We start from the raw sequence: 14524 nt of genomic DNA on the forward strand, positions 1-14524 counted from the left end.
GTTCCGCGATCAGCAGCGCGGCCCTACGCCGCGTCGCTTCAGCCCACCATCTTCTTGAGCTGGTACAGCGCATCCAGCGCCTCGCGCGGGCTCAGGGCATCGGGGTTGATGCCGGCCAGGGCGGCTTCGACCGGGCTGGCGCCTGCGCTTTCGGGCACCTCGGGGGCGGCGAACAGGTCCACCTGCAATTCGTCCTCGCCCGCGCGCTCCTCCAGCGCTGCCAGCGCGTGTCGCGCGTGGTGCAGCACGGGCGAAGGCATGCCCGCCAGCTTGGCCACTTGGATGCCGTAGCTGCGGCTGGCCGGGCCGGGCTGGATCTCGTGCAAAAAGACGATGTCGGCGCCGCTCTCGGTGGCGCTCACATGCATGTTGATCGCGTGGCGCGCCTTGGCGGGCAGCTCGGTCAGTTCGAAGTAGTGCGTGGCAAACAGCGTGAAGGCGCGGGTCTTGTCGTGCAGATGCGTGGCAATACCGCTGGCCAGTGCCAGGCCGTCGAACGTGCTGGTGCCTCGGCCGATCTCGTCCATCAGCACCAGGCTGTGGGGCGTGGCGGCGTGCAATATCTGCGCGGCCTCGGTCATCTCCAGCATGAAGGTGGACTGCGCGTTGGCCAGGTCGTCGGCCGCGCCGATGCGGGTGTGGATCGCGTCGATGGGCCCCAGGCGGCAGCTCGCGGCGGGCACATGGCTGCCCATGCTGGCCAGCAGCACGATCAGAGCCACCTGCCGCATGTAGGTCGATTTACCGCCCATGTTGGGGCCGGTGATGACCTGCATGCGCGTGTTGGCGTTCATTCGCGTGTGGTTGGCGATGAAGCTGCCGCTCGATGTTTCGGCCAAGCGGGCTTCTACCACTGGGTGGCGGCCGTTCTCGATCTCGATGCAGGGCTCGGGCACGAACTGCGGGGCGCACCAGTGGAGGGTGAGCGAGCGCTCGGCCAGCGTGCATAGCACATCGAGCGTGGCCAGCGCCTGGGCCAGGCGGGTCAGCTGCGGGACGTGGGGCTGCAGCTGGTCGAGGATCTGCTCGTACAGCCACTTCTCGCGCGCCAGCGCACGCTCGTTGGCCGACAGGGCCTTGTCCTCGAACGCCTTGAGTTCGGGCGTGATGAAGCGCTCGGCATTTTTGAGCGTCTGGCGGCGGCGGTAGTCGTCGGGCACCCGGTCCAGGTGGCTGCCGGTCACTTCAATATAGAAACCGTGCACCTTGTTGAACTGCACACGCAGGTTGGGGATGCCGGTGCGCGCCTTTTCGCGCGTCTCCAGGTCGAGCAAAAAGGCGTCGCAGTTGGTCTGGATGGCGCGCAGCTCGTCCAGCTCGGTGTCAAAGCCGTTGGCAATCACGCCGCCGTCGCGCACCAGGGCGGCAGGCTCTTCGGCAATCGCGGCCTGCAGCAGGGCCATGCAACCCTCGGGCGGCTGCAGGTGGCTGAAGATCTGAATCAAATAGGCTTCTGGTGCTTTTCCATTCAGCGCGAGCAGCTCTGATTTTTGTAGCGTCTTGCCCAGGGCAACCAGCTCGCGCGGGCGCACCTGGCGCAGCGCGATGCGCGCGGTAATGCGCTCCACGTCGCTCACGCCCTTGAGTTCACCCCTTAGCGTGGACCAGGGGCCCGCGCCGCCGCCAGCGCCCCCGGCACCTCTCAGGGCGGTAGTGGCCGAGAGGCGCTGGCGCGCCTCGGCGCGGTCGCGCTGGGGCTCCAGCAGCCAGGTCTTGAGCAGGCGGCTGCCCATGCCGGTCATGCAGGTGTCCAGCAGTGAGAACAGCGTGGGCGCATCGTCGCCGCGCAGGGTCTTCACCAGCTCCAGGTTGCGGCGCGTGGTGGCGGGCAGGTCGATGAGGTCGTCGCCCCGCTGCACCTGCACGCTGTGCACGTGTGTGAGCGTGCGGCCTTGCGTGTGCTCGGCATACTGCAGCAGCCCGGCGGCGGCGGCATGGGCCTCGCCCAGGTCTTGCGCGCCCCAGGCCTGCAGGCTGGCAGCGCCCAGGTTTTCGAGCAGCTTGCGCTCGCCCAGGGCGCTGTCAAACTGCCAGTCGGGCCGCAGGCTCATGGGGCAGGTGAAGGCGCCGCCCTGGCGCAGCACCTGCAGTTGTTGCTCAAAGCGCTCGGTCACGCCCGCGCTGTAGATCAGCTCGCTGGGCGCCACGCGCGCCAGCCAGGCGCCCAGTTCGTCCAGCGCGCACTCGGCCAGGTACACGCGGCCCTGCGTCACGCTCAGCCAGGCCAGCCCGCAGCGCGCGCGCGGCGCCTGGTGCACGGCCATCAGCAGCGATTCGGATTTGTCGGACAGCAGCTCGGTATCGGTCAGCGTGCCGGGCGTGACCACGCGCACCACCTTGCGCTCCACCGGGCCTTTGCTGGCGCCCACCTCGCCCACCTGCTCGGCAATGGCCACCGACTCGCCCATCTTGATGAGGCGCGCCAGGTAGTTCTCCAGCGCGTGGAAGGGCACGCCCGCCATCATCACCGGCTGCCCACCCGACTGCCCGCGCTGCGTGAGCGTGATGTCCAGCAGGCGCGCCGCCTTCTCGGCGTCTTGCCAGAAGACCTCGTAGAAATCGCCCATGCGGTAGAACAACAGCGTCTCTGGGTACCCGGCCTTGAGGGCGAGGTACTGCTGCATCATGGGGGTGTGGTGTTCGAGCGTGTCCGACATGCAGGGGGTGGCAGGAATGAGGCGTGGACTGTAGCAGTTCGATCATCGGGTTTCCCCCTGGGCAATTCCACTGCGTTCTGCCAAGATGTTACGTTTTGACATACTCTTGGCTGTATGCTGGCAGCTTGACCCGGAACGGAGTCTCCCTCCGTTGAGCGTTGGTGTTTCAACCCCAGGATTCAGAGGCTTCAGAGCGACCGTGATTTCGTCCGAACTGCTGACCGACCTCCTCGCCCCGTCCGGGGAAGGCCTCATCGAGCCCATGGCGCAGGCGCGCCTGCAGGCGCTGGTGGATGCGGTGCCAGTGGCGCTCATGGAGTTTCGCCTGCAGGACGGCCGCCTGCTGCTGCTGGCGGCCAACGCGGCGGCCCGGCGCATGCCCGGGCTGGGTGCGGTGCGGCACCCGGGCGTGGACGCCTGCGAGGTGTTTGACCTGCTGGCCGACACACCGTTGATGGACCAGTTGCACGGCGTGGTGCGCGTGGGTGCACCGCTGGAGTGCCGCCAGGTGGTGCGCGAGCCCGGCCGCCTGCTGCTGGCGTGGGACCTGTCGGCCCGCCGTGTGACCAGCGACTGCATCGTGGTCACGGTGCGCGATGCCTCCGAGGCCGAGAACCTGCGTGCCGCACTGGCCGCGTCCGAGCGCACGCTGGAAGACGTGCGGCGCGAGTTTCGCGAGCAAACCGACGTGTTCAACACCATGGAAAGCCTGGCGCGCACCGGCCACTGGCGCCGCATCGAAGACCCAGGTGAGACCGTGCTGCTGTGGTCGCCTGGTCTGTGCAACATCGCAGGCTTCGAGCAGCAGGAATGGGTGGACCCTGAGCGTGCCGTGAGCGGCATCCTGCCCGAGGACCGCCATGTGTTCGACAAAGTCCGCGAGCAGGGCTCTGGGCTGGACGTGGAGTACCGGTGGCGCCGGCCCGACGGCGAAGTGCGCTGGATGCGCTCGCGTGTGCAGCGCACCTTGCCGCGCGATGGCGTGCAGGTGGTCATGGGCGTGGTGCAGGATGTGACCGACGAGCACCGCGCGGCCGAGCAGCTGCGGGAACAATTGCTGTTCATCCAGCGCATCGCCAGCCGCATTCCCGGCTTCATCTACGAATACCGACTGCACTCCGATGGCGTCACCAGCGTGCAGTACATCAGTGATGCCGTCCGTGAGTTCATGGGGGTGGAACCCCATGAGGTGACGGCCGACCATGGCGTGCTCTCGCTCCGCGTGATTGCCGAAGACCTGCCGCTGGTGCAGCGCTCGGCCATGATGTCGGTGCGCAAGCTGGTGCCATGGCAGTGTGAGTACCGCGTGCGGATGGACGACGGCAGCGTGCGCTGGCACATGACCAATGCCATTCCCCATCGCGAGGCCGATGGCTCGGTGGTTTCTCATGGTTTCACCATGGACATCACAGACCGCAAGCGAGCAGAGCAAGAGATCGAACGCCTGGCGTTCTACGACGCCCTCACCGGTCTGCCCAACCGCCGCCTGCTGCTCGATCGCCTGCAACGCTCCCTGGCCGCCTGCCAGCGCACCAAGAACCTCGGCGCTCTGCTGTTCATCGACCTCGATAACTTCAAGGACCTCAACGACACCCTGGGCCACGACATGGGCGACCAGCTTCTGTCCCAGGTCGCCACCCGCCTGGTGGGCAGCGTGCGCGAAGCCGACACCGTCGCCCGCTTTGGCGGCGACGAATTCGTCGTCATGCTCGAAGCCCTGGCCCCCGACCTGCAAAACGCCGCCACCCAGGCAGAAACCGTGGCCGAGAAACTCCTGGCCAGCCTGAACCAACCCTTTGACCTGGACGGCGCCCAGCACTACAGCACCCCCAGCATCGGCATCACCCTCTTTGGCGACGAACGCCTCACGGTGGACGAACTGCTCAAACGCGCCGACCTGGCCATGTACCAGGCCAAAGCCGCAGGGCGCAATACCCAGCGCTTCTTCGACCCCGACATGCAAGCGGCGGTGAACGCCCGCTCCAACCTCGAAGCCGACCTGCGCCAGGGCCTGGCCCGGGGCGAGTTGCTCGTGCACTACCAGCCCGTCGTGGACCACCACGCCCGCCTCCTGGGCGCAGAAGCCCTCGTGCGCTGGCGCCACCCCCAGCGCGGCATGATCAGCCCGGCCGACTTCATCCCCCTGGCCGAACAGACCGGCCTCATCCTCCCCCTGGGCCAATACGTGCTCCAGACCGCCTGCGAACAACTGCAGCGCTGGAGCCAACACCCAGACACCGCCCACCTGTCTATCTCCGTGAACGTCAGCGCCCGCCAATTCCGCCAACCCGGCTTCGTGGCCGAAGTGCTGCAAACCCTCAAGAACCACAACGCAGACCCCCGGCAACTCAAGCTCGAACTCACCGAAAGCCTGCTGCTGGGAGACATCGAAGACACCATTGCACGCATGGTGCAACTCAAAAGCGAAGGCGTGGGCTTTGCGCTCGACGACTTCGGCACCGGCTACTCGTCCCTGTCCTACCTCAAGCGCCTGCCACTGGACCAGGTGAAGATCGACCAGAGCTTCGTGCGGGACGTGCTGACAGACCCGAACGACGCGGCGATTGTTCGGACCATCCTGGCGCTGGCCAAGAGCCTGGACCTGGAGGTGGTGGCGGAGGGGGTGGAGACGACAGGGCAGCTGAGCTTTCTGAGGCTGCATGGGTGTGAGGGGTTCCAGGGGTATCTGTTTGGGAGACCCGGGCCTGCGGAGGGGATCGATGCATTGCTCTATCCCGCCAGCTGACGTTGTGCCCATGGGGTGTGGGGCCTGCGGGGCAAGGGCCTAGGCATGCGGTTTGACAAGCTTCTGGACCGCAACGCCCCCGGCATCCGTGGCCTGCTGGCAGTCGTAGCCCTGGCACTGCTCGGCGCCGTGCTGGTGGTGCAGGGCGCGCAGCACTGGCGCGCTGGAGAGCGCGCGACCGAGCGCTCACGTTTGTTGCACCAGACGGCAGACACGCTGCAAGCCCAGACCACGGGCGGCTCCATGCTGGGTGCGGTGTCACTGATGGGCCTGAGCGAGCCGTTGCTCAAAGACATGGCGCTGGGCCTTCTGCCCCCGGATCACCCCGAGGCCCTGTCCCGCCTGGCCGTAGCGCGCGGGCGCTTTCTGGTGCAAGGCGTGTATGTGATGTCGGCCGATGGCACCGTGGTGGCCCACGAGACGCCCGGCGAGCGGTCCACGGGCTTGAACCTCGCATTCCGCCCCTATTTCCAGCAGGCCATCCAGGGTGCGACCAGCGTGTATGCGGCCATCGGCAGCAACACCCAGGAGCGCGGGTTGTACTACGCGGCCCCGCTGTACGAGAGCGACACGCCGTCGAGCAACATCATTGGTGTGGTGATGTTCAAGGTGGGGTTCGAGCCGGTGGACCTGCTGCTCAAGCGTGCGGGCCTGCCCATGGTGCTGCTGTCTCCGCAGGGCGTGGCATTCGCCGCCACCCGGCCCGAGTGGCAGTTTGCGGTGGCGCCACCGCTCACCCAGGCGCGCATCGACGCCATTCGCGCCACGCGCCAGTTCGGCCGCCACTTTGACAATGGCGTGGCTTCGGCGCTGCCCTTTGCGGCCGAGGCTGGTGAGGTGCAGATCAATGGCGTACCCCATGCGGTCGAACGCCGGGCCATTGACTGGCACGACCCCGGCGGCCAGTGGCAGCTGGTGGTGCTGGACGATATCAGCGCCTTGATGACGTCGTCGCAGCGCGCGCGCATCGGGGCCGTGGCGTTTGTGCTGCTGTGCCTGCTGGGCCTGCTGTTGCTGGATCTGCTGCGCAGCCGGGCACAGGTGGCCAGTGCATTGGAGAGGTTCAGGGTGCTGGGCACGGCGCTGGAGAGCAGTCCCGTGTCGGTGGTCATCACCGACGGCGATGGCCGTATCGACTGGGTCAACCCCCAGTACGAGCGCAATACGGGCTATTCGCTGGAGGAGGTGCGGGGCAAGAAGCCCTCGGTGGTGGCCAGCGGGCAAACGCCCGCGCAAACCTACCAGCTCATGTGGTCGGCACTGCTATCGGGCAAGTCCTGGCAGGGTCAGTTCATCAACCGGCGCAAGGACGGCAGCACCTACCATGACGAAGCCACGCTGTCGCCCGTGTTCGACGCGCGCGGCAAGCGCATCGGTATCGTGGGCCTGCACGAGGACGTGTCTGAACGCATTCAGGCGCAAAAGGAGCTGGAGCGCCGCGAGCGCCTGCTCAACGAACTGCTGGAGCAGCAGACTGCCATCTTTGACAATGCGCCGCCCATCGTGCTGGTGTGCGACGGACAGTTCCGCCAGTTCAACCCGGCGTTCGTGGACCTCATGGGCGGCACGGCCTCGCAGCTGCTGGGACTGGGAGTGTCGGTGCTGTTCGGCGGGGCGGGCCATGCGGACCTGTTCACGGCCCGTGTGGCACCCTCGCTGGCCTCGGGCCAGGCCGTGCGCGAAACCGCCACCCTGTACCGGCTGGACGGCAGCCAGTTCGAGGCGCGCCTGGCGGGCCGCAGCGTCAATATGGACGACTTTGGCACGGCCTCGATCTGGGTCATCGAAGATGCCAGCGAGCAACGGCGCGCCGAGCGTGTGATCCAGCAGGCCCAAGAGCGTCTGGAGCTGGCGCAGGAGGCGGGGAAGATCGGGGTGTTCGACCTGAACCTGGTCACCGGCGAGATTCTGTGGTCGGACAAGCTGGCACAGATGATGGGCCTGCCCCCAGGCACGCAGCCACAGACCCGCGACTATTGGCTCAGCTGCCTGCATCCGGATGACCGCGACCAGGCGGGCACCTATTTCGACAGCTGCCTGGCGGGTACAGCGGATTACTTGCGCGACTCCTGGCGCATCGTGCGCCCCGACGGGGAGGTGCGCTGGTTCCTGGAGGCGGCACGTATCTTCCGCGACCCCCAGGGGCGGCCGGTGCGGGTGGTCGGTGTCAACGTGGACATCCACGACCAGAAGCTGCTGGAAGAACAGGTGGCGGGGCAGCTGGATTTCCAGCAGGCCCTGATCGATGCCATCCCCGTGCCCCTGTTCTACAAAGGGGCCGACGGACGCTATGTGGGCGTCAACCGCGCGTACGAGCAGGCCTTTGGTGTCACCCGCGAGTCCCTGGTGGGCAAGACGGTGATGGACCTGGAGTTCCTGCCCCGCACCTCCCGCGTTCTTTTCGAGCGCGACAACGCGCTGGTACTGGCGGGCGAGCAATCGGTGCACCGCGAGGTGGACCTGCCGTATGCCGATGGCCAGATCCACCACACGCTGTTCTGGCTGCACGGTTTCCGGCGCGCCGATGGCACGCCCGGCGGCACCATCGGCACCTTTGTAGACATCACCGACCGCCAGCGCGCCGAGCAGGAACTGCGCCGCGCCAAGGAGCTGGCCGAAGAGTCCACCGCGCTCAAGTCCAACTTCCTGGCCAACATGAGCCACGAGATCCGCACGCCCATGAACGCGATCATCGGCATGTCGCATCTGGCACTCAAGTCGGGCCTGAGCCCGCGCCAGCATGACTACGTGAGCAAGATCCAGCAGGCGGGCCAGCACCTGCTGGGGGTCATCAACGACATCCTGGACTTCTCCAAGATCGAGGCAGGCAAGCTGGTGGTGGAACGCCAGCCCTTCTTGCTGGACCGCATGCTGGAGAGCGTGTCTGACGTGGTGGGCTACAAGGCCGGCGCCAAGGGGCTGGAGCTGGTCTGCGATGTGGCCAGCGACGTACCCCCCAACCTCGTGGGCGATGCGCTGCGCTTGGGCCAGATCCTCATCAACTACGCCAACAACGCCATCAAGTTCACCGAGTCTGGCGAGATCAGCATCGCGGTGCGTTTGCTGGAGGAGTCGGGCAATCAGGTCCGGCTGCGTTTTGAGGTGCGCGACACCGGCATCGGGCTGACCGAAGAGCAGATGGGCCGCCTGTTCCAAAGCTTCCAGCAGGCGGACACCTCCACCACGCGCCGCTATGGCGGCACGGGCCTGGGGCTGGCGATCTGCAAGAGCCTGGCGGAGCTGATGGGCGGAGAGGTGGGCGTGGAGAGCCGTTTTGGCAAAGGCTCCACTTTCTGGGTAGCGGTGCCGCTGGAGCGTGGCGCGCCCGCGCGGATGCTGCTGCCGCCGCCCGACCTGCGGGGCACGCGGGTGCTGGTGGTGGACGACAACCACACGGCGGCCACGGTGCTGTCCGACATGCTGCAGGCGATGGGCTTTGTGGTGGAGCAGGCCCATTCGGGTCTGGAGGCGCTGGACCGGCTGCGCGAGTCCATGGCCCAGCATCTGCCGTTTGGCCTGTTGCTGCTGGACTGGCACATGCCGGGCATGGACGGTGTGGAGCTGGCAGGCCACATCCGCAGCCTGGGCATGCCCAAGGTGCCGCAGATGCTCATGGTCACGGCCTACGGTCGCGAGGACGTGATGCGGGCCGCGCGCGCGCAGGGCATCGAAACCGTGCTCATCAAGCCTGTCAATGCCTCGCTGCTATTCGATACGTTGATGCAGCCGCTGGAGGCCTCTGGCACGGCCGGGCGTCGCACGGTCACCCCGGCGCCTGCGGCCGACGAGCTGCCCCTGGGCATCCGGGGGGCCAGCGTGCTGCTGGTGGAGGACAACGAACTCAACCAGATGGTGGCCATGGAACTGCTGCTGGATGCGGGCTTTGCCGTGGATGTGGCAGAGAACGGGCAGATCGCCATCGACCGCATCGAGCGCAAGCACTATGACGCCGTGCTCATGGACATGCAGATGCCCGTCATGGATGGCGAGACCGCTACGCGCCTGCTGCGCGAGGACCCGCGCCATGCGCAGCTGCCCATCATTGCGATGACGGCCAACGCCATGGAGGCCGACCGCCAGCGCTGCTTTGCAGCCGGCATGAACGACCACGTTGCCAAGCCCATCGAGCCTGCGGCGCTGTGGGCGGCGTTGTCCCGCTGGGTCCGCCCGCGCCAGGGGCTGGGCGCGGCCGCCTTGCCCGCTCGCAGCAGTGCAGCCCCCGTGGCGGCATCGGTGGCGGCTGCCAGTGCCACTGCGGCAGGGTGGCTGCCGGTCGAAGTCCCTGACCTGCCGGGGCTGGACACTCCCCTGGGCTTGCAGCGTGCGCTGGGCAAGCCGGGTCTGTACGCGGAGATGCTGCGCCGCTTCGCGCAGGGGCAGGCCCCTGTGCTGGCAGAGCTGCAGCGTGCGCTGGCGGTGCACGATGTGGCGCTGGCCGAGCGCCTGGCCCACACGCTGCGGTCGGTGGCCGCCAACATTGGCGCGCAAACCGTGTCGGAGCGCGCCCAGGCGCTGGAGCATGCACTGCGCTTTAAGCATGGCAACCAGGCCATCGTCCCGTTGCTGGCTGAGTTGAGGGCGGCACTGCAGCCCCTGTTGCAGGGTCTGCAGGACTGGACGCTGCAGGCCGCGCAGGCGCGCGCGACCTCTGCGCCAGGGCTTTCGGCGGCTGCGGCGGCGGCACCAGGGGCCGACGTGACACCGGCCCACGCGGAGCTGCATTTGCGGCACCTGCTGGAGCAGGATGATCCTGCAGCCGCAGAGTTTTTCCAACACAATGGGGTGGTGCTCAAGGCGGCGCTGGGCAGCGCCTTTCAGACCGTCGAGAAGCACACCCTGAATTTCGATTTTGAGCAGGCGCTGGAGGCCCTGGCTACAGTGCCTGGCTCCGAATCTCCGGCCCTCGAAACCCCCTGAACGGCACCTACGCAGGACATTTGCATGGACAACGCGCCTTTTGCCTCCAGCCCGGCGACCTTGGTTGACAAGCCGATTGCCACCGTGCTCGTGGTGGACGACACGCCCGAGAACCTCACCCTCATGGGCAGCCTGCTGCGCGAGCACTACCTGGTCAAGGTGGCCAACCACGGCGAGAAGGCGCTCAAGATTGCGCAGTCGGGCACGCCACCCGACCTGATCCTGCTGGACATCATGATGCCCGAGGTGGACGGCTACGAGGTGTGCCGCCGCCTCAAGGCCTCGCCCGCCACGCGTGACATTCCGGTGATCTTTCTCACGGCGCGTTCCGACACCGACGACGAGCGCATGGGCCTGGCCCTGGGGGCCGTGGACTACATTACCAAGCCCATCAGCCCGCCCATCCTGCTGGCGCGCGTCAACACGCATCTGGCGCTCAAGGCCACGGCTGACTTCCTGCGCGACAAAAGCGCCTATCTGGAGCGCGAGGTTGCCATGCGCACGCTGGAGGTGCAGGCCATCCAGGACGTGACCATCATGGCCATGACCTCGCTGGCTGAAACGCGCGACAACGAAACCGGCAACCACATCCGCCGTACTCAGCTGTACGTGAAGACGCTGGCCGAGCGCCTGCGCCACCACCCCCGTTTCGAGCATGTGCTCAACGACCGCATGATCGAGCTGCTCTACAAGTCGGCGCCGCTGCACGACATCGGCAAGATCGGCATCCCTGACAGCATCCTGCTCAAGCCCGGCAAGCTCACGGTGGAAGAGTTCGAGGTCATGAAGACCCATACCACGCTGGGCCGCAACGCCATTGACGAGGCCGAGCGGCGCCTGGGCATGCGCGTGGCATTCTTGAGCGTGTCCAAGGAGATTGCCTACAGCCACCAGGAAAAGTGGGACGGCTCAGGCTACCCGCAGGGCCTGGCGGGCGATGCCATCCCGGTGTCGGCCCGGCTGATGGCCGTGGCCGACGTGTACGACGCGCTCATCAGCAAGCGCGTGTACAAACCCGCGTTTTCGCACGACCAGGCCTGCAGCACCATCGTGCGGGGCAAGGGTACGCACTTCGACCCCGACATGGTGGATGCGTTTGTCGACATTGCGGAAGACTTCCGCAGCATTGCGCAGAAGTACCCCGACCCGGCGTAGCGGACAACCCCCTGAGCGACTTCGTCGCGTCCCCCTTCTCTCGAATGGCTGCGCCATTCGAGAGAAGGGGGACGCAGCCAGCGCGGCGGGGCGGCCCTTGCACGGCGGCACTGGTGTGCGTCTCGCCCGCTGCACGGTCCAGCTACTAGATCTCACCAGCGGTCATCGTGTGCTGGCTTGACGGCGAGGCGCGGTCGTTGTGATGATCAGAACGGCGCGTCTTCGCCCTTGGCGGTGTTGTCGGCTTGCGGTGCAGTGGGTTCCGCTGCATCAGCGCCTTCATCGGCGTCCGGGGTGTCGGTGGCAGGCGCATCAGCCGCACCCGCCTGCCGCACCGCCGCCTTGTCGCCAGCACTCGCAAATTTGCTGTACTTGCCCAGGACGGGAACCAGCTGGCCGTATACGCGGGGGTTGCCCGCCAGGCACTCGCGCTGCTCCAGGAAGTCGGCCTCGCCCGTGAAATTGCCCACCAGACCGCCGGCCTCGGTCACCAGCAGCGAGCCCGCAGCCACGTCCCAGATCGACAGGCCGGTTTCAAAGAAACCATCGGTGAAGCCCGCAGCCACGTAGGCCAGGTCCAGCGCGGCGGCACCGGGGCGGCGCAGGCCGGCGGTGCGCTGCATCACGTCGGCCATCATGTTCAGGTAGCTCTTGAAGTTGTCGCCCGGGCGGAAGGGGAAGCCGGTGGAGATCAGGCAGTCCTTGAGCTGGGTACGCTTGCTCACGCGGATGCGGCGCTCGTTCAGGTAGGCGCCACGGCCCTTGGTGGCGGTGAACAGGTCGTTGCGGGTGGGGTCGTACACGACGGCCTGCTCCACCTTGCCCTTCACGGCCAGCGCGATGCTGATGCAGTACACGGGGAAGCCGTGGATGAAGTTGGTGGTGCCGTCCAGCGGGTCGATGATCCAGACGAATTCCGAATCCTTGGCGCCGTATTCCTTGCCCGACTCTTCGGCCAGGATGCCGTGGCCGGGGTATGCCGTCAGCAGCGTCTCGATGATGATCTTTTCGGAGGCGTGGTCCACCTCGGTCACAAAGTCATTGATCTGCTTTTGCGAGATCCGCACCGATTCCACGTCCAGGGCCGCGCGGTTGATGATGGCGCCGGCGGCGCGTGCAGCCTTGATGGCCACGTTGAGCATGGGGTGCAGAGTAGACGACATAAATTGTGGTGGTTGGCAGCGCACGGCCAGGGTGGCGCGGGCGTTTGCGTACAGGATGAGCGGGGAGGTCAGGCCCGACCCGGCGATGCGGGCGGCGACAATAGAGGGCGGGATTTTACCCGCAGAGCCCTTTTTTGCCTAACCGGCCGCCTTCCCCCTCTCGCCCCGCCCGTCCATGAAGACCCGTTTTGTCCTGATCAATACCAGCCATGCCGGCAATGTGGGCGCCGCCGCCCGCGCCATGAAAACCATGGGGTTTGACGACCTGGTGCTGGTCGCCCCACGCTGGGCCAACGTGCTGCGGCGCGAGGAGACCATCCAGCGCGCCAGCGGCGCCCTCGATGTGCTGAACAACGCGCGCATCGTCGCCACGCTGGACGAAGCCTTGGACGGCATGAGCCACCTGTGCGCCACGGCCATGACGCCGCGTGACTTCGGCCCGCCCACGGCAGCACCGCGCGCGCACTTTGAAATGCTATTGAAAAGTGAGCTGCTCAGGTATGAAACACCGGCGCTAGAGCCTGAAAACCCTCAAAACCCAGGTGAGGAATCTCCTGCAGACCCTGGCGCGGCGCCGCAAGCCGGTGTGGCCTTTCTCTTCGGCTCCGAGCGGTTTGGCATGACCAACGAAGACGTGTACCGCTGCCACGTGGCCCTCTCCATCCCCACGAACCCGAGCTTTGGCTCGCTCAACCTGGGCGCGGCCATCCAGGTGATCGCCTACGAATGGCGCCAGGCGCTGGGCGGTTTTGCGGTGCAGGATGCGACGCCGCCGCGCGCGCTGGCCGATGCGGCGCAGGTGGCGGGCATGCTGGGCCACTGGGAGCAGGCGCTCACATCCATCGGTTTTCTGGACCCGGCCGCGCCCAAGAAGCTCATGCCCCGCCTTAACCAGCTTTTCAACCGCGCGCAGCTGAGCCCTGAGGAAATCCACATCTTGAGAGGTGTCGCCAAAGCCATGATCGAGACGGCGCAGGCGAAACGATAGACTGTGCAGCCCATTTACAAATAACCATAACAACCAATGCTCGCCCGCCTGCGCTCCGATATCCAGTGCATCCTCGACCGCGATCCTGCCGCGCGCAGCACGTGGGAGGTGATCACCTGTTATCCGGGCCTGCATGCGATCTGGTTGCACCGCCCGGCCCACTGGTGCTGGCACCATGGGCTCAAGTGGCTGGGTCGCTTCATCTCGCACTTTGCACGCTGGTTCACGGGCATCGAGATCCACCCCGGCGCCAAGATCGGAGAGCGCGTGTTCTTCGACCATGCCATGGGCGTGGTGGTGGGCGAGACCGCAGAGATCGGCGACGGCTGCACCATCTACCAGGGCGTGACGCTGGGTGGCACCTCGCTGTACAAAGGCGCCAAACGCCATCCCACCCTGGGCCGCGACGTGGTGGTGAGCGCGGGTGCCAAGGTGCTGGGTGGCTTCGAAGTGGGCGACGGTGCCAAGATCGGCAGCAATGCCGTGGTCATCAAGCCCGTGCCTGCAGGTGCTACGGCGGTGGGCATCCCGGCGCGCATCATCCCCTCCAAGGAAGGCCAGAGCGCCGACGTGACCGAGCCCCAGCCGTCGCGCAAATTCACTGCCTATGGCATCACGCAGGAGGACGACCCGCTCTCGCAGGCCATGCGGGGGTTGATCGACAACGCCTCATCGCAAGAGCACCAGATCGCGCTGTTGTGGCAGGCCATTGAAAAGCTCTCGGCCGCCAATCACCAGGCCAAGGACTGTGTGCCGTGCGATGCGGCCATCAAGGAGCAGTTCGAGGCAGGCAAGCTTAACGAGCTGGTGGGCAAATAGGCCGCGTTTTCAATTCGCTATCAAAAAAATAGCTGCCAGCGCATGGGTATCCGGCGCTGGCAGCTATTTTGACTTGACG

7 protein-coding genes are annotated in these 14524 nt (G+C 66.5%); 5 read left to right on the forward strand and 2 right to left on the reverse strand.

The window, feature by feature from the left end:
* Positions 1–38: 38 nt before the first annotated feature.
* Entirely contained in the window at positions 39–2657 is a 2619-nt protein-coding gene (gene mutS / locus C8C99_RS03265) for a DNA mismatch repair protein MutS (RefSeq protein ID WP_108624948.1), read from the reverse strand.
* Positions 2658–2856: 199 nt separating this feature from the next.
* Here mutS and C8C99_RS03270 point away from each other — a divergent pair, with 199 nt between their 5' ends.
* From C8C99_RS03270 to C8C99_RS03280, 3 genes are read left to right on the forward strand one after another with little or no spacing between them, the layout of a single operon-like run.
* The gene (locus C8C99_RS03270; RefSeq protein WP_233247151.1) at positions 2857–5403 is read left to right on the forward strand and encodes a bifunctional diguanylate cyclase/phosphodiesterase; all 2547 of its coding nucleotides are present in this window, start codon (positions 2857–2859) and stop codon (positions 5401–5403) included.
* Positions 5404–5448: 45 nt separating this feature from the next.
* On the forward strand, positions 5449–10320 hold the full coding sequence (locus C8C99_RS03275; RefSeq protein ID WP_108627025.1) for a PAS domain S-box protein: 4872 nt from the start codon (positions 5449–5451) through the stop codon (positions 10318–10320).
* A 24-nt stretch (positions 10321–10344) separates the two neighbouring features.
* A complete protein-coding gene (locus C8C99_RS03280) occupies positions 10345–11475 on the forward strand; it encodes a two-component system response regulator (RefSeq protein ID WP_056640846.1) in 1131 nt (376 codons plus the stop codon).
* A gap of 206 nt (positions 11476–11681) precedes the next feature.
* Here the strand turns inward: C8C99_RS03280 and C8C99_RS03285 are convergent, their stop codons facing one another.
* Positions 11682–12638, reverse strand: coding sequence for an inositol monophosphatase family protein (locus C8C99_RS03285; RefSeq protein WP_108624949.1), 957 nt, complete (start codon positions 12636–12638; stop codon positions 11682–11684).
* Positions 12639–12813: 175 nt separating this feature from the next.
* On the opposite strand from C8C99_RS03285, the gene C8C99_RS03290 reads away from it, so the two are divergent.
* Both C8C99_RS03290 and cysE read left to right on the forward strand, forming a co-directional pair.
* Positions 12814–13626 (forward strand): RNA methyltransferase, encoded by an 813-nt coding sequence (locus tag C8C99_RS03290; protein WP_108624950.1) that lies wholly within the window; start codon positions 12814–12816, stop codon positions 13624–13626.
* 36 nt (positions 13627–13662) lie between these two features.
* Entirely contained in the window at positions 13663–14445 is a 783-nt protein-coding gene (gene cysE, locus C8C99_RS03295; RefSeq protein ID WP_056640837.1) for a serine O-acetyltransferase, read from the forward strand.
* Positions 14446–14524 lie beyond the last annotated feature (79 nt).

The sequence above is a fragment of the Acidovorax sp. 107 genome, from assembly GCF_003058055.1.
Taxonomy (GTDB): domain Bacteria; phylum Pseudomonadota; class Gammaproteobacteria; order Burkholderiales; family Burkholderiaceae_C; genus Acidovorax.

Bases quoted from the DNA above. Each gene is read 5' to 3' on its own strand.
- mutS (WP_108624948.1), bottom strand. From the start codon at position 2,657: ATGTCGGACACGCTCGAACACCACACCCCCATGATGCAGCAGTACCTC.
- C8C99_RS03275 (WP_108627025.1), top strand. From the start codon at position 5,449: ATGCGGTTTGACAAGCTTCTGGACCGCAACGCCCCCGGCATCCGTGGC.
- C8C99_RS03280 (WP_056640846.1), top strand. From the start codon at position 10,345: ATGGACAACGCGCCTTTTGCCTCCAGCCCGGCGACCTTGGTTGACAAG.
- C8C99_RS03285 (WP_108624949.1), bottom strand. From the start codon at position 12,638: ATGTCGTCTACTCTGCACCCCATGCTCAACGTGGCCATCAAGGCTGCA.
- C8C99_RS03290 (WP_108624950.1), top strand. From the start codon at position 12,814: ATGAAGACCCGTTTTGTCCTGATCAATACCAGCCATGCCGGCAATGTG.
- cysE (WP_056640837.1), top strand. From the start codon at position 13,663: ATGCTCGCCCGCCTGCGCTCCGATATCCAGTGCATCCTCGACCGCGAT.